This is a genomic window from Aminobacter sp. P9b (assembly GCF_045345995.1).
Classification (GTDB): Bacteria; Pseudomonadota; Alphaproteobacteria; order Rhizobiales; family Rhizobiaceae; genus Aminobacter; species Aminobacter niigataensis.
This window is the reverse complement of sequence record NZ_CP150082.1, coordinates 716,287-739,769: the sequence shown is the minus strand read 5'-3', so window position 1 is coordinate 739,769 and position 23,483 is coordinate 716,287. Positions and strand designations below refer to the sequence as shown.

Here is a 23,483-nt window from a genome sequence, read left to right as displayed (position 1 = left end):
CGTCCATTGGGGCGCCCGGCGCTCTGGCCTGCCATTTTCCTGTTGAAGCGCTAGGTTGGCGGGCGTAGGTAGGTCTGTGGGCGAAATCCCGACTGACCCCCCTTCATCACGCCTCAAAGGCAAAACCCGGCAGCGCGACCATGTCCTTCATTCCCGATTGGGCGACCATCATCCAGTTTGCGATCGCCACCTTCATCATCGCGATCACGCCCGGCCCCGACATGACGCTGTTCGTCGGTCGGGCGCTGTCCGAGGGCCGCAAGGCGGGTTTTGCCTGCATGGCCGGGGCGATGACCGGCATCGTCATCCACACCACGCTGGTGGCGCTCGGGCTGTCGGCGCTGATCGTCGCCTCGCCGCAGGCCTTCATGGTACTCAAGATCGTCGGCGCCGGCTACCTGGTCTGGCTCGCCTTCCAGGCGGTGACCAAGGGCTCGGCGTTTTCGCCCGACACCGCCAAGCGCGAACCGCGCTCGGTGTTCCAGAACTGGGCGACGGGCCTCGGCATCAACCTGCTCAACCCGAAGATCATCCTGTTCTTCATGACCTTCCTACCGCAGTTCGTCTCGGCCCACGACACCAATGCGCCGGGCAAGCTGTTCTTCCTGGGCGCGATGTTCATCGTGCTGTCGCTGCCGGTGACGGCGCCGATGGTGATCGCCGCCGACAAGTTCGCCGGCCTGCTCAAGAAGAGCCCGCGCGTCACCCGCATCGTCGATTATCTGTTTGCAGGTGTATTCTCGGCCTTCGCGCTGAAGATTCTACGGCGCAGGCGAAGTAGGGTGTAGCGCACCGGCGAAACGGCCGGTGACGAACCAGTAGGCGATGCCGCCGATCAGGCCGCTGCCGATGATCGAAACCGGCAGCAGGGGGTCGCGATAGGCGAAGCCCGGGTCGCCGCCCTGGTAGGCAAAGCCGAGGAAGACCAGCGCGACGAAGCCGCCCGACAGCGCGTAGAACAGCCAGTCGCGCTTGCCGAGCAATTCGGCGAGCAGCATGACGACAAGCGCCGGCACGAAGGCGAAATAGGCGACGAAAAGCGCTGTGAAGGGGATGGTGAAGACCATCGACCCGGTCGCGACTTCCGGCGGGATGTCGGCGGCCATCAGGCCGGCAGCGCCAAGGAACACCATATTGAGAAAGGCGCTCGCGGCGAGCGACGCCGCGAGATAGCCCAGCACCATGTGGGCGAACTTGCCGAGATAGAGCAACACTCGACTCATGAACTCCGCTCCTGCGGTCCCTTTTCCAATCGGTACGCCACAAGCCAGAACGTCAATCCACCCAGAAAGCCGCCCGGCATGCAGTGCAAGGCGAAATTGATCGTTTCTGCCGTGTTCCCGAACAGCCTCCCGGAGAAGCTGAACAGCCAGATTGCCAGCATGACATTCACCAGGCCTGCAAGGGAAAAATACAACCAGTTCGGTTGCCACATCGCCGTACTAAACAAGAGTGCCAGAAGAAATCCGGGCAAGGCCGTAACAAATGTTACCATCAGGGCTGGGAGAAAAGTGAGCCGCCAGTCACTGGCGTGACGAACTGATACCACCGACCATGGCGAATCGAGCACCAACAGCGACACCCAAACTGCAATGAAAACAGCACAACAATAACCAAGGCCGACCACGATCACTCGAACGGCCCAGTCAATCATCAGTCGCCGTGTCCAGCGATCATCATCGCCTCGAGCGCCAGGCGCTCGCTCTTCTTCATGCGCTCGGATTCTGACTTGAGCTGGCCGCAGGCGGCGAGGATGTCGCGACCGCGCGGGGTGCGGATCGGCGAGGCGTAGCCGGCATTGTTGATGTAGTCGGCGAACTTCTCGATCGTCTCCCAGTCTGAGCACTGGTAGTTGGTGCCGGGCCAGGGGTTGAACGGGATCAAATTGATCTTGGCCGGCACGCCGCGCAGCAGCTTGACCAGTGCCTTGGCGTCTTCGAGGGAGTCGTTGACGTCCTTGAGCATCACATATTCGAAGGTGATGCGCCGCGCATTGGACAGGCCGGGATAGGCGCGGCAGGCCTCGATCAGATCCTTGAGCGGGTACTTCTTGTTGATCGGTACCAAAAGGTCGCGCAGATCGTCGTTGGTGGCATGCAGCGAGATCGCCAGCATGACGCCGATCTCCTCGCCGGTGCGGAATATCTCCGGCACGACGCCCGAGGTCGACAGCGTGATGCGACGCTTGGACAGTGCCAGGCCGTCGCCGTCGGAGGCGATCAGCAACGCCTTCTTCACCGCCTCGAAATTGTAGAGCGGCTCGCCCATGCCCATCATCACGATGTTGGAGATTTTCCGCCCCTCGGCCGGCACGATGGCTCCAGCGGGCGTGTTGCGGTCGGGGAAGTCGCCCAGCCGGTCGCGCGCCGTCATCAGCTGCGTCAGGATCTCTTCCGCCGTCAGGTTGCGCACCAGCTTCTGCGTGCCGGTGTGGCAGAACGAGCATGTCAGCGTGCAGCCGACCTGGGACGAGATGCAGAGCGTGCCGCGGCCTTCCTCGGGAATGTAGACGGTTTCGATCTCGACCGGGCGGCCCGCGCCGCGCGGCGGGAAACGGAACAGCCACTTGCGCGTGCCGTCCGAGGAAATCTGCTCCTCGACGATCTCGGGGCGCGCAATCGTGAAGTGCTTGGCGAGTTCGGCGCGCAGGTCCTTGGAGATGTTGAACATGTCGGCGAAGTCGGAGACGCCGCGGACATAGAGCCAGTGCCAGAGCTGCTGGACGCGCATCTTGGCCTGGCGCTCGGGAACGATGCCCGAGGTTACAAGCGCTTCGGCGAGCTCTTCGCGGGTGAGGCCGATCAGCTCGCCCTTGACGGGCGCAGCCGCACGGGCGCGCAACGCATCGCGGGTAGCATCGGAGGTTAGGTCGAGCGAAAGGGTCATTCGGGCTCAGCTAGGTTGATATAGCGGCAAATGTAGGATTTTGGCGCGACATATCACAGGTCTGTCTCTGCGTCACGTTTTGGCGGCCATGCATTTGTGCCGCAGCTTTGCAGTCTGTTAGGCAATGGCTGGGATGCTGGCGCGATGAGCAACATCCTACACATCGTCCTGGTGGTGCTCGCCGTCAACTTTGCGGCGTTCGCTGCCTTCTGGCGCGACAAGCGCCTGGCCCGGTCCGGAGCGCGTCGTATCCCTGAGAAAACCCTGCTCTGGCTTGCTTTCGCCGGCGGCAGCCTTGGTGCGCTGTCGGCTCAGCACCTGTTCCGGCACAAGACGCGCAAGGAGCCGTTCCGCAGCAGGCTTTACGCGATCGTGGCGCTTCATGCGGTAGCCGTCGCCGTGCTGGCGCTCTGGCTGATCGCGCCGCAATGGGCATCCGGCCTGTTCAATGCGCTGAAAGGTCCCGCGGTTTCGTGAACCGTCGGCCTCAGCTTCCGGCGGCTGGATGGAGCGCCAGTTGGTAGCGTTGTTCCGCCCGCCCGCTGCGCGCATGCGGCACCGGGGCGCCCTGCCTGCGCCAGCCAAGGCGCTCGTAAAGCCTGACGGCGCGATCATTGTCGGCATAGACCGCGAGCTCGGCCGTATCGAAGCCGCGTTCGCGAAGCATTGCCGCAATGCGGGTCAACAGCTCGCCTGCCGCGCCCCGGCCCCAACGGTCGGGATCGACGCCGAAATAATGCAGCTCGGCGGTAGCATCCACGCCCGGAACGGGCGCAAGGGCGCCAAAGGCGACGGCAGTGCCGTCTTCGTTCACGGCGATCGCAAGCAGGGCATGCGGCGAGCTCTCGAGCACCCTCGAGATGACCGGCCGGGCTTCGGCGAGCGAGGCGACATCGTCGTCGCCATCGCGCGCAGCGGTGGCCCGCGCCCAGATGGCCGCAGCTTCATCGATATGAGTTGAAGTTCCGTCGACGATGCTGAACATGGCTGGGCCTCAAACAAAAGACCGGGCGATCGGATCGCCCGGTCTTTGTAGCTGCACCCGAAGAGCTTATTTGCAGGTGGCGATAGAGCTCAGCGCTGCCGAAATGCCCTTGAGCGAGAAGACGTAGTTGGTCGGGTTGCCGCGGCCGGACTTGGCCGTGACCTTCATGTCCGAGCCGCCGCGCATGGCGGCGATCAGTGCCGGTTCCTCGGCCGCATTCTCGACCCAGGCCGATTTGCCCTTGGTGAACATCGAGAACGACTTGTCGCCGATGGTGACCGCGACCTTGGAGTTTTCCTGGAAATTGTAGCCGGCAATGAACTGCGGCTCGAAGGAAACCTTCTGGCCCGGGCGCTGGCTGACGAAGAAGAACATGTCGCCGTGATCGAGCGTCGGCGGCTGCTTGTCGGTCGGCACCGTCAGCACGTAGCAGACCTTGCCGTTCTGCGCCTGGTAACTGTAGGTGCCCCAGGCATTGTGCTGGCCGATCTTGGTCGCCGACTGGGCGAGCGCCGGCATTGCCGACGCTGCAAGCACCAGACCCGAAATTATAGCTATCAAACCGCGCATCGTTTTTCCTGTAGTTCAAATGGAGCGGGGCAGGCCGACTGCGCGCCCGCCCGTTGGCTTCATTTTGATTTAATCTGGGTTACCAAAGGGTGAATGGCCTTGCAGAAAGGACATTTGCCGCCTGGAACCCCGCCGTTCGGCCTGTCATGCACAGGCATCGTGTCCCTGTCGCGGTTGAACCCCGAGAAAACGGCAAGAGTTTGACTTTTGATGTCAGGCTGAAACAAGGCCGCCGCGCGTCAGGGCTCGCGCGACAGGCTTTCCTTGGCGGCAAGCCGGTGGGCCGGCGTCATGTGGGCACGCACGGCGGTGATGGCCGCCGTCAGCACGGCGATGTCGTCGGTGAAGCCGAGGCCGAGGATGACGTCGGGAATGGTGTCCACCGGCAGGATGAAATAGCCCAGGGCGGCGAGAAGTATGCCCTTGGCCCGCAGCGGCGTGTCCTTGTCCATGGCGCAATAATAGGCCGCGACCACTTCCTCCATGAAGGGGACGTGGCGGGCGGCGCCCTTGGCCTTGCGCCAGAATTTTTCGCGCACTTCGCTCTCGCTCGCCGGCGCATCGTCGCCGCGGAAGCCGTCAAAGCCGGGGATTTTCACCATCCAGACAGTCTCCTTTGCCCGAATTCCTTTGCCGGAAATGTGGGAAGGAGCGCGCCTCGCTGCAAGATGTGGCCCTCAAGAACCGAAATAGGCGTTCATGCGCTTGGCCAGCTTGACGTCGAGTTCGGTCAGCCCGCCGGCGTCATGCGTGTTCAGCTTGACGTCGACGGTCTTGTAGACGTTCGACCAGTCGGGATGGTGGTCCAGCTTCTCCGCCGCCAGGGCAACACGGGTCATGAAGGCGAAGGCCTCGCTGAAATTCCTGAACACGAAGCTGCGCGACATCGACAGCCCGTCGGCGGCTAGCGTCCAGCCGTCGAGCTCGGCAAGGGCCTGCGTCACTGCGGCAGGTTCAAGTTTCTCTCTGGCCATTTCATGCTCCCGTGCTATCGAGTTCTTTCCTCACCAGCATAGCGCGGGATCGATGGTCGAAAAGCAGGTAAAATCCATTCTCTTCGTCTGTCTCGGCAATATCTGCCGTTCGCCGCTGGCCGAAGGCGTGTTTCGCGCCGTGCTTGCCGAACGCGGACTGGACGGCGAATTCACCATCGACTCCGCCGGCACCGGCGGCTGGCATGCCGGCTCGGCGCCCGACCCGCGGTCGATCGCGGTGGCGGCGCAACACGGCATCGACATCGCCGCCCAGCAGGCCCGCAAGGTCGTGCCGGCCGATTTCGAGCGCTTCGACCTGATCCTCGCCATGGATCGCTCCAACGCCGACGACCTCAGGGCGCTTGCACCGCAGCAGGCCCAGGACCGCGTCGAGCTTTTCCTCGGCCATGTCACCGATCGGCCACAGGACGTGCCCGATCCCTATTATGGCGGGGAAGACGGGTTCCTGGTTGTCTACCGCATGATCCGCGAGGCTTCGGAAGCGCTTGCCGACCGGATCAGCGAACCGGCGTCCGAGCCATTGAGCGGCCACGCTTCCTCGACGATGTAGGGGCCGCCGCCCACCGAGTCGCGCGACGACATCAGCACGAAGCGGCCGACACGGAAGGGCACAGTGGCGAAGTTGCCGCGTGCCGAAAGATAGTGCGCGACGTCGAGCGGGCTGGTGTTGCGGAGCCGTGCCAGCGTCACATGCGGGGTGAATTTGCGCGGGTCGGACGGGACGCCGAGGCGCTTGCAGATGCGTTCGATCTCAGCTTGCAGTGCGTTGAGTTCCGGCGAGGGCGTGACGCCGGCCCAGACCGCATGCGGCTTCTTCTGCCCGAAGGCGCCGACACCTGAAAGCGTCAGCGGAAAGCCTGGCCGGTCGACACGGTCGATGGCCTCGACGATCTCGTCGGCAACATGGCCTTCGACATCGCCGATGAAGCGCAAGGTGAGGTGGTAGTTTTCGACGTCGATCCAGCGGGCGCCCGACAGGCCGCCCCTTGAGCAGGGAGAGCGACAACGCGGCATCACGCGGAATTTCGAGGGCGGTGAAAAGTCGCGGCATGGCCAGGCTCCCTTCCTCGAATCGCAATCCGTAACCTCAGCGAATCATCGATCGCAGCGCCGGGCAAGAGGTTTGTTTGCACGTTGCTGTTTAGGCAACGCTGCCGCTGGCGATGTGTTGCAACGTTGCATGACGAGGTTCATTTGCCGGCAATGGCCTTTTCCACCGTTGGCAGGGCGTTCTCGACCATACGGTCGATGCCCAGGGCATTCGGGTGCATGCCGTCCTCCAGCAACAGCTTGGCATCGCCGGCGACGCCATCGAGGAAGAACGGATAGAGCGTGGCGTCGTATTTTTCCGCCAGTTTCGGATAGATCGTCCCGAACTGTTCGCCGTAGGCGTTGCCGAGATTGGGCGCGGCGACCATGCCTGCCAGAAGCACCTCGATTTTGCGTTCCTTGAGCCGGGCAAGCATCTTGTCGAGGTTCTGCTCGACAAGCGCCGGGTCGATGCCGCGCAGCATGTCGTTGGCACCGAGCTCGAGGATCACCAGTTGCGTGCCGTCCGGTATCGACCAGTCGAGCCGCGACAGGCCGCCGCTGGTCGTATCGCCCGACACGCCTGCATTGGCGATCACCACATCGTGACCGCGGGCGCGTAGCGCGGCCTCGAGTTTTTCTGGAAAACCCTCGCCAGGGCCAAGGCCGTAGCCGGCCATCAGGCTGTCGCCGAAGCCGACGATGCGGAAAGGCTCAGCCCAGGAGGGGGCTGCGGCCGCAAGCATCAGAAGGGCTGCGGCAACTAGTTGTTTGAAAGCCATAAAGTCAGACCCGATATGACGAAGACGATCCCCGCCCTTCAATTTCCATATAGGACGAATTTGCCGTGACAGAAGCCGTCATCGAACTGAGGGATGTATCGCTGACGCTGGGCCAGGGGGCTTCCTCGGTGCATGTGCTGAAGGGCGTGAGCCTCGATGTCGCGGCGGGCGAAGCAACAGGCATCGTCGGCCCCTCGGGTTCCGGCAAGTCGACGCTGCTGATGGTTCTGGCAGGATTGGAGCGGGTCGACGGCGGCACGGTGACGATTGCCGGCGAGCTGCTCAACGGCCGCAGCGAAGACCAGATCGCGGCTTTCCGCGGCCGCAATATCGGCATCGTGTTCCAGTCGTTCCACCTGATCCCCAATATGACGGCGCTGGAAAACGTCGCGGTGCCGCTGGAGCTGGCCGGCAAGCGCGATGCCTTTGCCATCGCCGCGCGCGAACTGGCGGCTGTCGGCCTTGCCGATCGCGTCACGCATTATCCGGGTGAGCTTTCGGGCGGCGAGCAGCAGCGCGTGGCGATCGCGCGTGCGCTGGCGCCGGAACCGCGCATCCTCATCGCCGACGAGCCGACCGGCAATCTCGACCAGGCGACCGGCCGCCAGATCGCCGACCTGCTGTTTGCCAAGGCTGCCGAACGGGCGATGACTTTGGTGCTCGTCACGCACGACCCGGCACTTGCCGCGCGCTGCGACCGGCAGGTGGCGATGCGCTCGGGGCGGATCGAGACCGCGACGATCGCGCCGGTTGCCGAGAAGGTGCGGGCATGAGGGTGCCCCTATGCTGAAGGACCTGCCTCTCGCCTTCCGCTTCGCATCGCGCGAGATGCGCGGCGGCCTGCGCGGCTTCCTGATCTTCCTGACCTGCATCGCACTTGGCGTGGCTGCCATCGGCGGGGTCAATTCGGTGGCCCGCGCCATCACCGCAGGCGTTGCCAGTGAAGGCCAGGCGCTGCTTGGCGGCGACATCCGCTTCCAGCTGATCCAGCGCGAGGCGACGGACAAGGAAAAGACCTTCCTCGAAGGGCTCGGCACGGTCTCGCACAATGCCGGCATGCGCTCGATGGCGCGGCTGGAGGACGGCTCCGACCAGTCACTGGTCGAGGCCAAGGCGGTCGATGCCGCCTACCCGCTCTATGGGACGCTGGTCACCGAACCGGCGCTGCCGCGCGACGAACTCTTTGCCGAAAAGTCGGGCGCTTATGGTGCTGCCGCGCCGGACCTGTTGTTCGAAAGGCTCGACCTCAAGCTCGGCGACAGGATCAGGCTCGGCGGCACGACCTTCGAACTGAGGGCCAAGCTGGTCAATGAACCCGACGCGGTTTCCGACGGTTTCGGTTTCGCCCCGCGCCTGCTGGCGTCGATGGAGGGCCTGAGCGCTTCCGGGCTGATCCAGCCGGGCAGCCTGGTCGAACACGCCTACAAGATCCGCATGCCGGTCGGCACCAGCGAGGCCGAGGTCACGGCTGTGCGCGAGCGGGCGAACGCGGAACTGCCCGAAGCCGGCTGGAGCATCCGCACCCGCAGCAATGCGGCGCCGGCGCTGTCGGCCAATATCGAGCGTTTCACGCAGTTCCTGACCCTGGTCGGGCTGACCTCGCTGGTGGTCGGCGGCGTCGGCGTGGCCAATGCCGTGCGCGCCTATCTCGACGGCAAGCGCGGCGTCATCGCCACCTTCAAGAGCCTCGGTGCCTCCGGCGGCTTCGTGCTGTCGGTTTATCTCATCCAGATACTGCTGATCGCCGGGTTCGGCATCGCCGTCGGCCTTGTGCTCGGCGCGCTGATGCCGTTTGCGGCAAGCGCTGCACTGCAATCCGTCATCCCGGTGCCGGCCGAGGCGGGCGTCTATCCTGCAGCGCTTGGCATGGCCGCACTGTTCGGCGTGCTGGTGACGCTCGCCTTCGCCATCCTGCCGCTGGGCCGCGCCCGCGACGTGCCGGCGACGGCGCTTTTCCGCGAGATGGGTTTCGAGGGACGCGGCCTGCCGCGGCTGGTCTACATCGCGACAGCCGTAGGCATCGCGGCGGCGCTGGCATTGCTTGCCGTCTGGTTCGCCGGCGACCGCCGCATCGCCACCATCTTCGTCGGCGCGACCGTGTTTTCATTCCTGGTGCTGCGCGCGGTGGCTGTCGCCGTGCAGTGGCTGGCGCGCAAGAGCCCGCGCGTGCGCTCGACCGCCCTTCGCCTTGCCATCGGCAATATCCACCGGCCCGGCGCGCTGACGCCGTCGGTGGTGCTGTCGCTCGGACTGGGGCTGACGCTGCTGGTGACGCTGGCGCTGATCGACGGCAATCTGCGCCGCCAGATCGCCGGCAGCCTGCCGGAGCGGGCGCCGAACTTCTTCTTCGTCGACATCCAACCCGGCGAGGTCGACGATTTCGCCAAACTGGTGCAGGCCGAAGCGCCCGGTGGCAAGCTGGTGCGCGTGCCGATGCTGCGGGGCCGGGTCATGGCGCTAAACGGCACCGACGTGCAGAAGCTCAACGTGCCGCCCGAGGGCGCCTGGGTGCTGCGCGGCGACCGCGGCCTGACTTATGCCAAGAACATCCCGGAAAACTCGACGCTGTCGCAAGGCACGTGGTGGCCGGCGGACTATGCGGGCGAGCCGCTGGTGTCGTTTTCGGCGCAAGAGGCAGGCGAGCTCGGCCTCAAGCTCGGCGACATGGTGACGGTCAACGTGCTGGGCCGCAACGTGACGGCGAAGATCGCCAATTTCCGCGAAGTGCAGTGGGAATCGATGGGCATCAACTTCGTCATGGTGTTTTCGCCCAACACATTCGCCGGCGCACCGCACAGCTGGCTGGCCACGCTGACCGAGGACAAGGCGTCGCCGATCCAGGAATCGCGCATCCTCAATTCGGTGACGCGCAGCTATCCGGCCATCACCACGGTTCGCGTCAAGGATGCGCTCGACGTCGTCAACCGGCTCGTCGCCCAGCTTGGCACCGCGATCCGCGCGGCTGCCGGCGTGGCGCTGATCGCTTCGGTGCTGGTGCTGGCAGGGGCGCTCGCAGCGGGCAATCGCGCCCGGGTCCACGACGCGGTGATCCTGAAGACGCTGGGTGCCACCCGGCGGACGCTGATCTCGGCCTTTTCGCTCGAATACATGCTGATCGGCCTGGCCACGGCGGTGTTCGCGCTCGCTGCCGGCGGCGTCGCGGCCTGGTTCGTCGTTGCCCGAATCATGACGTTGCCGTCGTCCTTCCTGCCCGAGGTCGCGGTCGCGACGATCGTCTTCGCCCTGGTGCTGACGGTCGGCTTCGGCCTCATCGGCACATGGCGCGTGCTTGGCCACAAGGCAGCACCGGTGTTGCGCAGCGAGTAGCGAAATGCCGTTGAGGGCTGGACTTCAACGACATTTGTATGAGAAATGGCCCTCACAGCGGGTTTCAGGCCGTAACGGGCCTTGTTCTGGCCTGAAAGAATCATCATATTTCGGCGGAGGCATGCTGGAGCCCCGCCAGCGGCGCCTGGGTTTCGGCCTGACACCCGACGGGGCAGAAGCAACAGAGGAAACCATGTCCGACTTCAGAAATTACCAGACGCGTACGGCGGCGGCGGGCAGCCGCGTCGACGCGTCGATCGACGAGGGCCTGCGCGCCTACATGCTGAAGGTTTACAACCTGATGGCGCTTGGCCTCGCAATCACCGGCCTGGCCGCTTTCGGCACGATGATGCTGGCGACCACCAACGATCCGGCAACTGCCGTCGCCACGATGGGCAACGGCAAGATGCTGACCAGCCTCGGCGTCGCGCTCTATGGTTCGCCGCTGAAGTGGGTCGTCATGCTGGCTCCGCTCGGCATGGTGTTCTTCCTGAGCGCCCGCATCCAGTCGATGACCACCTCGGGCGCGCAGACCGCGTTCTGGGTCTTCGCCGGCCTGATGGGCCTGTCGCTGTCGTCGATCTTCCTGGTCTACACCAGCGCCAGCATCGTGCAGACCTTCTTCGTGACCGCTGCGGCCTTCGGCGCGCTGTCGCTGTTCGGCTACACGACCAAGCGTGACCTGACGGCCATGGGCTCGTTCCTGATCATGGGCGTGTTCGGCATCCTGATCGCGATGGTGGTCAACATCTTCCTGCAGTCGTCGGCCCTGCAGTTCGCCATCTCGGCGATCGGCGTGCTGGTGTTCTCGGGCCTGACCGCCTACGACACGCAGAAGATCAAGGAGATGTATTTCGACGGCGACGACGCACTCGTCTCCGGCCGCAAGGCGATCATGGGCGCGCTCACGCTCTATCTCGACTTCATCAACCTGTTCTCGTTCCTGCTGTCGTTCCTGGGCAACCGCGAATAACGCATCGAGACTGGACCATCAGACTTTCGAAGGGCGGCCCAACGGCCGCCCTTTTCATTTGTGTCGAGCTTTGCTCTAATGGAGGCAACAATCTGGATTGCCTAAAAAATGAGCATGACTATACGGCACGCGCTGCCTGACGACCTCGACCGCATTACCCAGATCTATACCGACGCCGTGCTCAACGGCACGGCCAGCTACGAGCTCGAACCGCCGACGCGTGCCGAAATGGGCGCGCGCTACGAGGCGCTGATGGAGGGCGGTTACCCCTATCTCGTCGCCGAACGGGACGGCATCATCCTGGGCTACGCCTATGCCGGTCCATTCCGGGCGCGCCCGGCCTATCGGTTCATCGTCGAGGATTCGATCTATATAGCGCCCGAGGCCAAGGGAGCGGGCATCGGCAAGGCATTGATGCAGGCGCTGATCGACGAGGCAACCATCCTCGGCTTTCGCCAGATCATTGCGGTGATCGGCGACGGCCATGCCGATAGCGCGTCGGTTCGGCTGCATGAAAGGCTCGGCTTCCACCATACCGGACGGATGGAAGGCTCTGGCTACAAGCATGGCCGCTGGCTCGACACCGTGTTCATGCAGCTGGCGATGAATGGCGGCGCTACGCTTCCGCCCGACGCCAATTCGATGCCCGAGCGCCGCTTCGTGGCCAAGGGCGGCAAGGGCTAAGTCAGCCCGGACCTTCGATCAGCGGCACGAAACGCACGTCGACCAACGGCCGCTGGCTGTAGTCCTTGTCGCCGGTGCGCACGATCTTCATCAGTTTCTGGTCGCCGAGCGGCCCGAGCGGCAAGACGAGCCGGCCACCGATGGCCAGCTGTTCCTTCCAGGCCGCCGGCACCTTGCGGGTTCCCGCCGCTGAAAGAATGGCATCGAACGGTGCCTGGCCGGCGTACCCTGCCGTGCCGTCGCCCGATATGACTTCCACATTCGCATAGCCGAGCCGCTGCAGCCGGCTTGTCGCCAGCTCGGCCAGTGCCGCCACGCGCTCGATGGTGACGACGTGCCCGGCGATTTCAGCCATCACCGCCGCTGCGTAGCCCGAGCCGGCGCCGATCTCCAGTGCCTTGCCTGCTCCCGTCAGCTCGGCCGCCTGGGCCATCAACGCGACGATGTAGGGCTGGGAGATGGTTTGGCCGTGGGCGATGGGCAGTGCCGTATCTTCATAGGCGTAGTCGCGCAGCGCATCGGTGACGAACTCTTCGCGCGGAACCGCAGACAGCGCCTCGAGCACCGCCAGGTCGCGTATGCCGCGCCGGGCGATCTGGTATTCGACCATTCTGAGCCGCGCTGCCCTGTAGTCGATCATGGCCTTGCCTGCCGTTGCCAATTAACCGGCATGCGGGCACGAAGTTCCCCGCGTGCCGGACTTGCCGCAACGTCCGCCTGATGTTGCAGCGCGACGATCATGTTGCATTGCACAAAACGCAAAGCTCCTATGCAATATCAACACTTTAAAACCCGACCCGGCGGAGCTAGATATGGGTCATCGAATTTGTCGGGCCTACCTCCTCCCAGGTTTCCGACGAATAGGTCAGCGCCTACCTCCTCCCAGACGCTGGCCACCAATACGACACCCGCCGGACCTCCTCCCCCGGCGGGTGTTGTTTTTTCAGCCTCCCCCACATCGACAATTTCTGCGCCTGGCCAACGGGATCGCAACCTGTGCTTTCCGGCCGGTTTGTGGACCACACCAGGCCAATTCGCCGTCCAGAGCCCGTGGTGCTGCGACTGGTGTGGCGTTTCGGTGCCCGATCAGGCTATAGGCAATGCCAAGCGTCTCCCGGCCAAGCCCGCGGAGATACCAAACGATGAAGCCCCGGCCGGCGACAAGCAAAAACAGATACGCAGATGGCCGCGGGTGGTGAGGAACGAGGAAAGGTAATCAGCATGAACGTGACCAGCGAAACCGCTGCCCTTCTCGAACGGCTGGGCGTTGCCAAGGCCGATTTCAGCGGTGGCGACCTGATCGTGCGCAGCCCGGTGACCGGCGAGCAGATCGGTGCACTGACGTCGATCTCGCCTGCCGAGGCCGGCAAGGCCATCGAACGCGCCGACACGGCCTTCAAGGCCTGGCGCAACGTGCCGGCGCCGAAGCGCGGCGAGCTTGTCCGCCTGCTCGGCGAGGAACTGCGCGCCGCCAAGACCGACCTCGGCCGGCTGGTGTCGATCGAGGTGGGAAAAATCCCGTCGGAAGGTTTGGGCGAAGTCCAGGAGATGATCGACATCTGCGATTTCGCCGTCGGCCTGTCGCGCCAGCTCTACGGCCTGACGATTGCCACCGAGCGCCCCGGCCATCGCATGATGGAGACGTGGCACCCGCTCGGCGTCGTCGGCGTCATCTCCGCCTTCAATTTCCCCGTTGCGGTGTGGTCGTGGAATGCCGCACTCGCTTTCGTCTGCGGCAACGCGGTGGTGTGGAAGCCGTCGGAAAAGACGCCGCTGACCGCCCTTGCCTGCGACGCGATCTTCAAGCGCGCCGCGGCCCGTTTCGGCGCGGATGCGCCCGAGGGCCTGTCGCAGGTGCTGATCGGCGACCGCGCCGTCGGCGAGGTGCTTGTCGACCACCCCAAGGTGCCGCTGGTGTCGGCCACCGGCTCGACCCGCATGGGCCGCGATGTCGGCCCGCGGCTGGCCAAGCGTTTTGCCCGCGCCATCCTCGAGCTCGGCGGCAACAATGCCGGCATCGTCTGCCCGACGGCCAATCTCGACATGGCACTGCGCGCCATCGCCTTCGGCGCCATGGGCACCGCCGGCCAGCGCTGCACCACCATGCGCCGCCTGTTCGTGCATGACAGCGTCTATGACGCGCTCGTGCCGCGCCTGAAGAAGGCCTATGAGAGCGTTTCGGTCGGCAGCCCGCTGGAGACCTCGGCGCTGGTCGGCCCGCTGATCGACAAGGCCGCCTTCGACGGCATGCAGAAGGCGCTGAAGGAAGCAGCCGGACATGGCGGCAAGGTCACCGGCGGCACCCGCGTCGACAACGGCCATGACGGCGCCTTCTACGTCAAGCCGGCGCTGGTGGAGATGCCGGGCCAGGTCGGCCCGGTGCTCGAAGAGACCTTCGCGCCGATCCTCTATGTGATGAAGTATTCCGACTTCGACCAGGTGCTGGAACTGCACAATGCGGTCGGTGCCGGCCTGTCGTCGTCGATCTTCACGCTCGACCTGCAGGAGGCCGAGCGCTTCCTGTCGGTCGAGGGTTCGGACTGCGGCATCGCCAACGTCAACATCGGCACTTCGGGCGCCGAGATCGGCGGCGCGTTCGGCGGCGAAAAGGAGACCGGCGGCGGTCGTGAGAGCGGTTCGGACGCCTGGCGCGCCTACATGCGCCGCGCCACCAACACCGTGAACTATTCCAAGGCGCTGCCGCTGGCGCAGGGCGTGTCGTTCGACATCGAATAAGTTATCGGGTGAGCCAACAGGCCTGACCGAAACCAAAGCGTCGCCCGCGAAAGCAGGCGGCGCTTTTTGTTTGCTTCGACTACGAAGCTTGACGGCGCGGCGGCGAAGCGGCTCAGATCGCGGCGGAAGCAGAACGGGGTGGACATGGTCGAACTCAGCATCAGCGGCGATGGCCGCTTCGACGGCACCGTCGAGACGGTCGAGATGCACACGGGCGGCGAACCGGTGCGCATCGTCACCTCGGGCTATCCGCCGATCCCCGGCGCGACGATCCTGGACAAGCGCCGGCACGCCCGTGAAAACCTCGACCACCTGCGCAAGCTGATCATGTTCGAGCCGCGCGGCCATTACGACATGTACGGCGTGATCCCGGTGGAGCCCGATCTGCCCGGCGCCGACATGGCGGTGCTGTTCATCCACAATGAGGGTTACTCGACGATGTGCGGCCACGCCACCATCGCGCTCGGACGCTATGCGGTGGATCACGGCATCGTCGCGCCCCAGGTGCCGGTGACCGAGGTCAGGCTGCAGTGCCCGTGCGGGCTGGTCAACGTCAGGGTCGAGGTCGAAAGGACGGCGGATGGCTTCGCCACAGGTGCTGCGTCCTTCGAGAGCGTGGCGTCCTTCGCCTTTTCGCTCGACCAGAAGATCGACGTGCCGGGGCTGGGCGGCGTGACGTTCGATGTCGGTTATGGCGGCGCCTTCTACGCGCTGGTCGAGACCGCCTCGATCGGGCTCGATCTCAAGGCAACGCCGCTCGACCGGCTGGTCGATGCCGCCGACCGCATCACCAAGGCGGTGGCGAAAAGCCTGCCGCTCGAACATCCCGACGATCCCGATCTCGCTTTTCTCTACGGCACCATCCTGACCGACGGCGGCGAGGGGGCGCTGGATCCGACGCGCAATCTCTGCGTCTTTGCCGAGCGCGAGGTCGACCGCAGCCCGACAGGTTCCGGGGTGTCCGCGCGGATCGCGGTTGCCGTTGCCCGGGGAACACTTGGGTGGGGCGAACAGCGCCGCTTCGAGAGCGTCACCGGTGCGGTGTTTTCAGGCAAGGCGGTGCGCGCCGACAAGGTCGGGCGGTTCGATGCCGTTCGCGTCGAGGTCGGCGGGCGGGCGTTCTATTCGGGGCGTTCGAGCTTCTCGATCGAGGCGGGCGACGAACTTGGCCGCGGCTTCCTGCTGCGATAGTGCGACAGATCAAAGAATATGTCGCAGTTTCCGGTAATTCTCCGGACCTGTCGATGATGCTATCAATTCGGCATCGAAGCTGAGGATCGGGCCGCTTGGTCGTGTTTCGCCGCCAGGGATGGGGATTTGGGGTCGCGTTTGCCGCGGCGCTGATGCTCGTCCTGCAGACGGCGGCCGCAGCGCTGGCGATCGGGCAGGGCACGCCGCCGCTCGACATCTTCGGCAACCCGCTCTGCATTACATCAGCCACTGACCACACAGCGCCTGCCAAGAGCGATCATCCGAGCCTGCCGGAATGCTGCACACTCGGCTGCAACGTGTTCTCCACTGCAATGGCCATGCCGCCCGACGGCGTGGCATTGCCGGTTACGCTGCAGTTTCCGATGGCAGCCGCGTTCGTTCACGTGCGGCGCGATCCGCCTACGGCTGCGAAGCACGATCCCGGCAGTCCGCGCGCGCCGCCGCAGGCCGCCTGAGGTTGCTGCCGCGCGCAAACGCCTGCGGCGCAGTGAAATTTCGCCTGAAACGAACCTCGCGCCACGATCGCTGGCGCTTCCATTCCATATCGGAGTTCCCCATGACCAATTCCGCTCGCGCCTATGCGCGCCCGCTCTTCCGCAGCTTCGAAGAACGTCTCGGCATCATCGTCTTTGCGGCGATGCTGCTGTTTGCCTCGACGCATGCTTTACTCGCCCACGGCTTCAAGGTCGGCGATCTCGAGATCGGCCACCCGTGGTCGCGCGCCACGCCGGCCGGGGCCAAGGTTGCCGCCGGCTATCTCACCGTCAAGAACACCGGCGCGGTAGCCGACCGGCTGGTGTCGATCCAGTCGGATGTCTCCGAGAAGGCCGAGATCCATGAAATGGCGGTCGACGCCAAGGGCGTGATGACCATGCGCCAAGTGGCCGAGGGCGTTGAAATCCCGGCCGGCGGCGAAGTCGCACTCAAGCCGGGCGCCTATCACATCATGTTCATGGGCCTGAAGGCGCCGGTGAAGGAAGGCGAGAAGTTCTCTGGCACGCTGACCTTCGAAAAGGCAGGCACGGTGACGGTCGAGTTCCAGGCCGACAAGATGGGCGGCCAGAGCCAAGACCATTCTGGTCACTGAGCATGGGCGCGCGCCATCTGCTCCGCACCAAGGGCGGCCTGCCGCCTGAAGGCGCGCGCCTCGCAGCCTTGCTCGCCCGGTTCCTGCTGGCCGCTGCGATCCTCGTCGGCGGTACTGCCATGGCCGCAGCCCATGCCTCGCTGCTGCGGGCGATGCCGGCCGAAGGTACGGTGGTCCAGACGTTGCCGCCGCAAGCGACGCTGACCTTCAGCGAGCCGGTGACACCTCTGGTCATCGAACTTTTGCAGCCGGACGGGGGTTCTGTCCGGCTCATCGGCGATGTCTCGGACGACAGCCTGAGCATCGCCTTGCCGGCCAATGATGCCGCCAGCGGCACTTACCTGCTGTCATGGCGCGTGGTTTCGACCGACGGCCATCCGGTCGCAGGCTATTCAACCTTTTCCGTTGGTAGGCCCAGCGCCACGCCGCCGGTGACTCCCGAGTTGAACGACCCGACATTGCGGGCCGCTCTGTGGGCGGCAAAGCTCGCGCTTTATCTCGGTGTGTTTTTCGGCGCCGGTGGCGCGTTTGCACTGGCCTGGCTTGCACCCAAGAGCCGCCACGGCATGGCGATCGTCACCGCCTTCACCGTTCTCGGCCTCGTCGCAGCACCTGTCTCGTTCGGCCTGCAGGGGCTCGATGCGCTCGGCGCGCCGCTCGGGCTGCTTGGCCAGCCGGTCACCTGGCAGGCGGCGGCTGCGACCAGCTACGGTTTCACCGCGGCGATCGCCTTCATGGCGCTGGCGCTGGCGCTTCTGGCGCTGGCGAGCGAGGGCGCGCTGGCGCGTGGGCTGGCGCTGGCGGCACTCGTCGGCACAGGTGCTGCGCTCGCGGCAAGCGGGCACGCCAGCGCTGCTGCGCCGCAATGGCTGACACGGCCGATGGTCTTTATCCATGGCGCGGGCATCGCCTTCTGGGCCGGCGCGCTCGTGCCGCTCGGTCTGGCCTGCCGTCACCGTGCGCCCGATGCCGGCGAGGCCTTGCGCCGCTTCTCCGCTGCGATCCCCTATGTGGTCGCAGCCCTGATTGCTGCCGGTGTAGGGCTGGCCGTTATCCAGGTGGAGAACGTCCAAGCCCTATGGCAGACGGCCTACGGCCGGCTCCTGCTGGTCAAGCTGGCGCTCGTCGTGCCGCTGCTGCTGCTCGCCGCCGTCAACCGCTGGAAGCTGACCAAGCCGTCACTGGTGGCGCAGCCGGATGCGCAGCGACGGCTTGCGCGCAATATCGTCCTTGAGACGCTGGTCATGATGGCGATCCTTGCGGCCGTCGCCGGCTTCCGCTTCACGCCGCCGCCGCGCGTGCTGGCGATCGAGGCAGCCGAACCGGCGACATTCCATGTTCATACGCCGGAGGCTATGGCCGACGTCAGTCTCACGCCCGGACGCGCCGGCGCCGTAAGCGCCTCGATCGTGATCATGTCGGGCGATTTCGGCCCGCTCGACGCGCGCAGCGTGACGCTGCGAATGAACCATGCGGAAGCCCAGGTGGCGCCGATCAGCGTCAGCGCGCACAAGCCCGGCGACGGCACCTGGCGTATCGACGGCATGGAACTGCCTGTGCCGGGAAAATGGACAACGGCGATCGACGTCGAGATCTCTGCGACCGAACGCGTGACGCTGACCAGCGAGATCACCATCCGCCCATAGAACGATCGGGACGAAGCGTCAGCTGGTCGGCGTCCAGCGTGCCGTCAGGCGACGCCCGACTGGCGGCTGAGCGCCAGGCCCGAGGCCTCGATGCGGCGCACGCCCGAGGTCGACGCTTTCGGCGTCTCGGCCGGGCGGGTTTCGCGGCCGACGAGGCTTGCGATCTCCGATAGCGGCTGGGGCCGGCCAAACAGGAAGCCCTGCATTTCGGAGCAGCCCTCGGCGCGGAGGAACTCGAAGTTCTCCTGCTTTTCGACGCCCTCGGCGAGCACCGGGATGCGGAGGTCGTTGGCCAGCAGGATGGTCGCCCGGACGATCGCAGCTGACGCGCTGTCATTCGCCACGTCCTCGACGAAGGAACGGTCGATCTTGACCCTGTCGAAGGGGAATATCTGCAGCGTCGACAGCGACGAATAGCCGATGCCGTAGTCGTCCATGGCGATGGTGACACCGAGCGCCTTGAGCTGGCGTACAACATGCAAGGCGCGCTCGCGGTCCTCGATGATGCTGGCCTCGGTGATCTCGAGCTCCAACCGCGAGGCGGCGAGGCCGGTCGCCAGCAGCGTCTCGTGGACGACCCTGGGCAGGTCGGCCTGAGTGAGCTGGGCGGCGGCGATGTTGACGGCGATCTTGTAGGGCTTGCGCCACGTCGCCACTTCGGCGCAGGCGGTCCGCAGCACCCACTCGCCGATCGGGATGATCAGCCCGTTCTCCTCGGCGATAGGGATGAATTCTTCGGGAGCGACGAGGCCGCGTTCGCGGTGATGCCAGCGCAGCAGCGCCTCAAAAGCGGTCACTTCGCCGCTCTTCATGTCGTGCTGCGGCTGGTAATAGAGCTCGAACTCGTCGCGATCCAGCGCATGGCGAAGCTCGATGGCGAGTGCGCTGCGCTCGCGCCGGCCCTCGTCCATCGACCGGTCATAGTAGCAGATCTTGTCGGTCAGGGCGCGCTTGGCGCGATACATGGCAAGATCGGCGGCACCGATCAGGTCGTCGGCAACGCCTGCATGGTCGGGATAGAGGCTGACGCCGACGCTGGCGCCGACCGACAGTGTCTTGGCCTTGTTGTGGATCGGATCGAGGACGCTGTCGACGAGGCGGCGGACAAAGCTGTCGACCTCTTGCCTGGAGCCGATGTCCTGCTTGACGGCGACGAACTCGTCGCCGCCGACGCGCGCCACCAGTTCGCCCGGGCCGGTCAGTGCCTTCAGCCTGTTGGCAAGGGTCTGCAGCAGCAGGTCGCCCGCATTGTGGCCGTGGACGTCGTTGATTTCCTTGAAGCGGTCGAGGTCGACGACGATGACGGCTGCTTCCTTGCCGGCGGCGGCGCTACGCTCGAGCATCGCGGGCAGATTGTCGGAAAGGAATGCGCGGTTGGGCAGGCCGGTCAGCGGGTCATGCTGCGCGGCATGGCGGAAGCTGTCGACCAGTTCGCGCTGCGACTTGGCATCCATTGCGTAAAGCGTCAGGCCGGCGATGATCGCCATGGTGGCCAGCACCAGGACGGCCAGGAATTCGCTCGAAAATACCTTTGTCGGCACCGGCACCGAGGGATCGGGCACCAATGTTGCCGCGCCCATGCCGGTGAAATGCATGGCGCAAATGGCGAGCACGAGCGCAACGACCGACAGCGGTTTGGCGAAGCGGATGCGCTGGCGGGCCGCCAGGTGCATCGCCAGCGCACCGAAGGCCACGGCAAACAGGATCGAGGCCTCGACCAGCCTGGCGTCCCATTCGATCCGGCCGGCGAACTCGTAGCCGCTCATGCCGGTGTAGTGCATGGCGACGATGCCGATACCGATTACCGCACCCCCGGTTTCGACCGGCATGCCGTTGGGCGGCGTTGCCGAGAGATGCAGTCCGGCAGCGGTGAAGGCGATGGCGATGAGCAGCGAGGCAATCGTCAAAAGAGGATTGAACGCGGCGTCGAAGGGCAGCTGGAAGCCAAGCATGGCGACGAAATGGGTGGTCCAGATGGCTGAGCCGCAGGCGACGCCCGAGAGCATGATCCATGCGAACCGCGCTTCGGGGGAGAGGCGCGCGGCGCGGTCGAAAAGCCGCATCGTCATGGCCGCACCGGCGACGCAGACGATCGCCGCAATGACCACGAATGAATAGTCATGCTCGTAAGCAAGACAGGAAATGACCTTGAACATCGCCACGCCTCAATTCCAGCCAGGACTTCCTGGCAGACCCCGGAACGAGTGTTCACAGCAAAGATGAAAGAATTTCCTAATGTAACAATGGTTTCGCTCGGGCTAGACGACTTCGGTGGCGATGAATCGCCTGTGCCAGGTCTCGCCGGTGAGATATCCGGAGGGAGCGGCTACTGGTCAGCCGCGAACAATCGCCCTGGTTGCGAATCCGGAGCTTATCTCGCACAAATGGACGTCTTAGTTCAAAGGAGCAAGACATGGCCGAGACGAAGACCAAACGCTTCGAGGCAACCCTGACGGCGCTGCGGGGTATCCTGATCGTTGCTGCGGCCCTGGTCGCGTTGTTCTATCCGGCACAGGCGGTGAAGCTGCTGGTCATGGTCGGCGGCGGTCTGCTGCTTGTCGATGGCGTGCTCGGGCTGGCGACGATCGATCATGCGGCGCCGCGGACGACCGGCCACTGGCTGGCATTGGCGCGCAACATCCTGTCGATCGCCGCCGGCGTGATCGTGCTGGCCAGCGGCATCCTGGCCAATGTCTTCACCCTGTCCTTCCTGGCCGGGCTGGTCGGTGTTCTTGCCCTGGTCGTCGGCCTGATCGAGATGGTGTCGAGCTTCATCGACAGCGAGCGCCAGACGCGGCTTTGGCCGACGCTGGTGGGTGGCGCGGTCTATGCCGCCTTCGGCCTGGTGCTGATGTTCGTGCCGTTGACCAGTGCGGCGACGCTGATGCGCATCGCCACCATCCTGATGATGCTCTATGCCTTGCTGCTGTTCTATCGCGCCTGGCGAATCCGCGCCGGGGCCTGATCCGGTCAGCGCGCGCCGGAGAAGCCGGCGAGGAAGGCAGTCAGGTTGTCGCCGAGCGCATCGCAGAGATAGCCGCCTTCCTGGACAATGACGGTGGGCAGGCCGAGCCGGGCGATCGCTTCGGCGATGCGCGAAAAGCCCGGCGTGGTGACCGACAGGCCGCCGAACGGGTCGCCCTCGAAGGCGTCGAGACCGAGCGCGACGACGAGTGCATCGGGCGCGAAAGCCTGGATGCGGCGGCTGGCGTGGTCCAGCGCGGCGAGAAACTCGGCGTCGCCCGATTTGCGTGGCAAAGGCAGGTTGAGATTGTAGCCGAGGCCGCCCGCTTCGCCGCGTTCGTCGGCATGGCCCCAGAAGAACGGGTAGAAGCGGCTCGGATCGGCATGCAGCGAAACCGTCAGTACATCGGGCCTTGCGTAGAAGATGCCTTGGGTGCCGTTGCCGTGATGCAGGTCGACGTCGAGGATGGCGACGCGTGCCGCCGTGCCGCGTAGCCGCTGTGCGGCGATGGCCGAATTGTTGAAGAAGCAGAAGCCGCCGGCGACGTCGGCGAAGGCATGGTGGCCCGGCGGCCGGCACAGCGCATAGGCGGCCGGCTCGCCGGACAGCACGGCGTCAGCGGCGGCCACCGCGCTCCAGGCGCTCCAGCAGGCACTGTCGAAAGTTTCGGCCGAGATCGGGCAGGCGGTGTCGGCCATGTGATAGCCGGCCTGGCCGGCAGCGCCTGCCGGATAGCTGCCGTTGCGGGCGAAGGGGTGGATGTTGGGGATCACCTCGGCCGACGCGCCTTCCATGCGTTGCCAGCGCTCGAAGATGTGGGCCAGGAACTCGATATATTCGGGCGTGTGGATGGCGGCGATGGGGCCAAGTCCGAAACTGGGCGGGCGGTGGATCGTCGAGCCTGCGGCGCGGGCGCCCGAAAGCAGGCGCTCGACGCGCTCGGGCTGTTCCGGATTGGGCTTTTGCATCCCCATCGACAGGAAAGCCTTGGGGTCGTGGCGCTTCTGCTCGTCGGCGTAGAAGGTCTTCATGTCTGCTCCCCGATGGCTCCGCTCAGATCGGCAAAAGCGTCGCCGCTGGCAATGTAGGATCGCTGATCGCTCGTCCAAGCAAAACCGAGCCTGACATAGAAGGGGTGCGCCCGCGCGTTGTCGTCGTCGACCGCCAGGCGCATATAGACGCCGCCTCTGCCGCGGCAAAGCCCGGCGACATGGCGCAAGAGCCGCTCGCCGATGCCGAGACTGCGGAAATGCTTGTCGACATAAAGGTCCTGGACGAACACGCCGGGGCGGCCGTACCAGCTCGAGAAAATCGGGAAGAACAGGCACATGCCGGCAAACGCGCCATCCACTTCCGCGATGACAGCCTCGAAGGCCGGGTTTTCGCCGAAACCGAAACGCCGCAGGTCCGCTTCGGTGCAAGCTACGCCGTCGGCTTCGCCGACATGCTCGGCCAGGCCGGTGATGGCCTGCATCAGCAGCGCCGCATCGTCCGATGTCGCCGGGCGAATGGTGACGGCGATTGGCCGCTTGGCTGTGATGCTCATTCGGTCGAACTCCCGCGCGGATGCGATCTTGATAGCATCCGGCGGAACCGTGGCGAGCAG

25 protein-coding genes and 1 pseudogene are annotated in these 23,483 nt (G+C 65.1%); 13 read left to right on the top strand and 13 right to left on the bottom strand.

Features of this window, described 5'->3' with window-relative positions:
• Window positions 1-140 precede the first annotated feature (140 nt).
• Complete coding sequence (locus WHT83_RS03700) at window positions 141-788, top strand: LysE family translocator (RefSeq protein ID WP_406872996.1); 648 nt, start codon at window positions 141-143, stop codon at window positions 786-788.
• Here WHT83_RS03700 and WHT83_RS03695 read toward each other — a convergent pair.
• The 3 genes from WHT83_RS03695 to rlmN are packed head-to-tail and all read right to left on the bottom strand — an operon-like array spanning window position 762 to window position 2,886.
• Window positions 762-1,223 (bottom strand): hypothetical protein, encoded by a 462-nt coding sequence (locus tag WHT83_RS03695; RefSeq protein WP_406872995.1) that lies wholly within the window; start codon window positions 1,221-1,223, stop codon window positions 762-764. The two genes, WHT83_RS03700 and WHT83_RS03695, sit on opposite strands and share 27 nt — an antisense overlap.
• Complete coding sequence (locus tag WHT83_RS03690) at window positions 1,220-1,654, bottom strand: hypothetical protein (RefSeq protein ID WP_318763278.1); 435 nt, start codon at window positions 1,652-1,654, stop codon at window positions 1,220-1,222. The genes WHT83_RS03695 and WHT83_RS03690 overlap by 4 nt, the downstream gene beginning before the upstream one ends.
• On the bottom strand, window positions 1,654-2,886 hold the full coding sequence (gene rlmN, locus WHT83_RS03685) for a 23S rRNA (adenine(2503)-C(2))-methyltransferase RlmN (RefSeq protein ID WP_318763279.1): 1,233 nt from the start codon (window positions 2,884-2,886) through the stop codon (window positions 1,654-1,656). The genes WHT83_RS03690 and rlmN overlap by 1 nt, the downstream gene beginning before the upstream one ends.
• A gap of 144 nt (window positions 2,887-3,030) precedes the next feature.
• On the opposite strand from rlmN, the gene WHT83_RS03680 reads away from it, so the two are divergent.
• Window positions 3,031-3,363, top strand: a complete 333-nt coding sequence (locus tag WHT83_RS03680) for a DUF1294 domain-containing protein (protein WP_108606247.1) — start codon at window positions 3,031-3,033, stop codon at window positions 3,361-3,363.
• 10 nt (window positions 3,364-3,373) lie between these two features.
• Here the strand turns inward: WHT83_RS03680 and WHT83_RS03675 are convergent, their stop codons facing one another.
• The 4 genes from WHT83_RS03675 to WHT83_RS03660 form a co-directional block, all read right to left on the bottom strand.
• A complete protein-coding gene (locus tag WHT83_RS03675) occupies window positions 3,374-3,871 on the bottom strand; it encodes a GNAT family N-acetyltransferase (protein ID WP_406872994.1) in 498 nt (165 codons plus the stop codon).
• A gap of 66 nt (window positions 3,872-3,937) precedes the next feature.
• Window positions 3,938-4,441 carry an invasion associated locus B family protein gene (locus WHT83_RS03670; RefSeq protein ID WP_108606249.1) on the bottom strand — a complete coding sequence of 168 codons (504 nt, stop codon included), beginning with the start codon at window positions 4,439-4,441 and terminating at the stop codon, window positions 3,938-3,940.
• Window positions 4,442-4,680: 239 nt separating this feature from the next.
• On the bottom strand, window positions 4,681-5,043 hold the full coding sequence (locus WHT83_RS03665) for a YkvA family protein (RefSeq protein ID WP_183263404.1): 363 nt from the start codon (window positions 5,041-5,043) through the stop codon (window positions 4,681-4,683).
• Window positions 5,044-5,118: 75 nt separating this feature from the next.
• Window positions 5,119-5,415, bottom strand: coding sequence for a 4a-hydroxytetrahydrobiopterin dehydratase (locus WHT83_RS03660; RefSeq protein ID WP_108606251.1), 297 nt, complete (start codon window positions 5,413-5,415; stop codon window positions 5,119-5,121).
• Between the two features lie 52 nt (window positions 5,416-5,467).
• Here WHT83_RS03660 and WHT83_RS03655 point away from each other — a divergent pair, with 52 nt between their 5' ends.
• On the top strand, window positions 5,468-5,986 hold the full coding sequence (locus WHT83_RS03655) for a low molecular weight protein-tyrosine-phosphatase (RefSeq protein WP_108606252.1): 519 nt from the start codon (window positions 5,468-5,470) through the stop codon (window positions 5,984-5,986).
• Here WHT83_RS03655 and thpR read toward each other — a convergent pair.
• Both thpR and WHT83_RS03645 read right to left on the bottom strand, forming a co-directional pair.
• Window positions 5,890-6,487: pseudogene (gene thpR / locus WHT83_RS03650) on the bottom strand (RNA 2',3'-cyclic phosphodiesterase). The gene WHT83_RS03655 and the pseudogene thpR overlap by 97 nt on opposite strands.
• Before the next feature lie 139 nt (window positions 6,488-6,626).
• A complete protein-coding gene (locus tag WHT83_RS03645) occupies window positions 6,627-7,247 on the bottom strand; it encodes an arylesterase (RefSeq protein ID WP_406872993.1) in 621 nt (206 codons plus the stop codon).
• 65 nt (window positions 7,248-7,312) lie between these two features.
• Between WHT83_RS03645 and WHT83_RS03640 the strand changes: the two genes are divergently transcribed.
• From WHT83_RS03640 to WHT83_RS03625, 4 genes are all read left to right on the top strand, one after another.
• Window positions 7,313-8,020 (top strand): ABC transporter ATP-binding protein, encoded by a 708-nt coding sequence (locus WHT83_RS03640; protein WP_108606255.1) that lies wholly within the window; start codon window positions 7,313-7,315, stop codon window positions 8,018-8,020.
• Between the two features lie 10 nt (window positions 8,021-8,030).
• Window positions 8,031-10,574, top strand: coding sequence for an ABC transporter permease (locus WHT83_RS03635; RefSeq protein ID WP_406872992.1), 2,544 nt, complete (start codon window positions 8,031-8,033; stop codon window positions 10,572-10,574).
• Window positions 10,575-10,767: 193 nt separating this feature from the next.
• Window positions 10,768-11,547, top strand: a complete 780-nt coding sequence (locus WHT83_RS03630) for a Bax inhibitor-1/YccA family protein (protein ID WP_406872991.1) — start codon at window positions 10,768-10,770, stop codon at window positions 11,545-11,547.
• A 108-nt stretch (window positions 11,548-11,655) separates the two neighbouring features.
• Window positions 11,656-12,231 (top strand): N-acetyltransferase family protein, encoded by a 576-nt coding sequence (locus tag WHT83_RS03625; RefSeq protein ID WP_406872990.1) that lies wholly within the window; start codon window positions 11,656-11,658, stop codon window positions 12,229-12,231.
• A gap of 1 nt (window position 12,232) precedes the next feature.
• On the opposite strand, the gene WHT83_RS03620 is transcribed toward WHT83_RS03625, so the two are convergent.
• Complete coding sequence (locus WHT83_RS03620; protein ID WP_318763283.1) at window positions 12,233-12,871, bottom strand: protein-L-isoaspartate(D-aspartate) O-methyltransferase; 639 nt, start codon at window positions 12,869-12,871, stop codon at window positions 12,233-12,235.
• 581 nt (window positions 12,872-13,452) lie between these two features.
• Between WHT83_RS03620 and WHT83_RS03615 the strand changes: the two genes are divergently transcribed.
• From WHT83_RS03615 to WHT83_RS03595, 5 genes are all read left to right on the top strand, one after another.
• Window positions 13,453-14,967 carry an aldehyde dehydrogenase family protein gene (locus WHT83_RS03615; protein WP_406872989.1) on the top strand — a complete coding sequence of 505 codons (1,515 nt, stop codon included), beginning with the start codon at window positions 13,453-13,455 and terminating at the stop codon, window positions 14,965-14,967.
• Between the two features lie 144 nt (window positions 14,968-15,111).
• A complete protein-coding gene (locus WHT83_RS03610) occupies window positions 15,112-16,158 on the top strand; it encodes a proline racemase family protein (protein ID WP_406872988.1) in 1,047 nt (348 codons plus the stop codon).
• Between the two features lie 95 nt (window positions 16,159-16,253).
• Entirely contained in the window at window positions 16,254-16,634 is a 381-nt protein-coding gene (locus WHT83_RS03605; protein ID WP_406872987.1) for a hypothetical protein, read from the top strand.
• A 101-nt stretch (window positions 16,635-16,735) separates the two neighbouring features.
• Entirely contained in the window at window positions 16,736-17,266 is a 531-nt protein-coding gene (locus tag WHT83_RS03600; RefSeq protein WP_406872986.1) for a copper chaperone PCu(A)C, read from the top strand.
• A 2-nt stretch (window positions 17,267-17,268) separates the two neighbouring features.
• Window positions 17,269-18,912 (top strand): CopD family protein, encoded by a 1,644-nt coding sequence (locus WHT83_RS03595; RefSeq protein WP_406872985.1) that lies wholly within the window; start codon window positions 17,269-17,271, stop codon window positions 18,910-18,912.
• A 44-nt stretch (window positions 18,913-18,956) separates the two neighbouring features.
• Here the strand turns inward: WHT83_RS03595 and WHT83_RS03590 are convergent, their stop codons facing one another.
• Complete coding sequence (locus tag WHT83_RS03590; RefSeq protein ID WP_406873922.1) at window positions 18,957-21,068, bottom strand: putative bifunctional diguanylate cyclase/phosphodiesterase; 2,112 nt, start codon at window positions 21,066-21,068, stop codon at window positions 18,957-18,959.
• A gap of 257 nt (window positions 21,069-21,325) precedes the next feature.
• Here WHT83_RS03590 and WHT83_RS03585 point away from each other — a divergent pair, with 257 nt between their 5' ends.
• Entirely contained in the window at window positions 21,326-21,877 is a 552-nt protein-coding gene (locus WHT83_RS03585; RefSeq protein WP_406872984.1) for a DUF308 domain-containing protein, read from the top strand.
• 5 nt (window positions 21,878-21,882) lie between these two features.
• Here WHT83_RS03585 and WHT83_RS03580 read toward each other — a convergent pair whose 3' ends face one another.
• Together WHT83_RS03580 and WHT83_RS03575 are read right to left on the bottom strand one after the other, a co-directional pair.
• Window positions 21,883-22,908 carry a histone deacetylase family protein gene (locus WHT83_RS03580; protein WP_406872983.1) on the bottom strand — a complete coding sequence of 342 codons (1,026 nt, stop codon included), beginning with the start codon at window positions 22,906-22,908 and terminating at the stop codon, window positions 21,883-21,885.
• On the bottom strand, window positions 22,905-23,423 hold the full coding sequence (locus WHT83_RS03575; protein WP_108606265.1) for a GNAT family N-acetyltransferase: 519 nt from the start codon (window positions 23,421-23,423) through the stop codon (window positions 22,905-22,907). Before WHT83_RS03575 ends, WHT83_RS03580 begins: the two co-directional genes overlap by 4 nt.
• Between the last annotated feature and the right edge of the window lie 60 nt (window positions 23,424-23,483).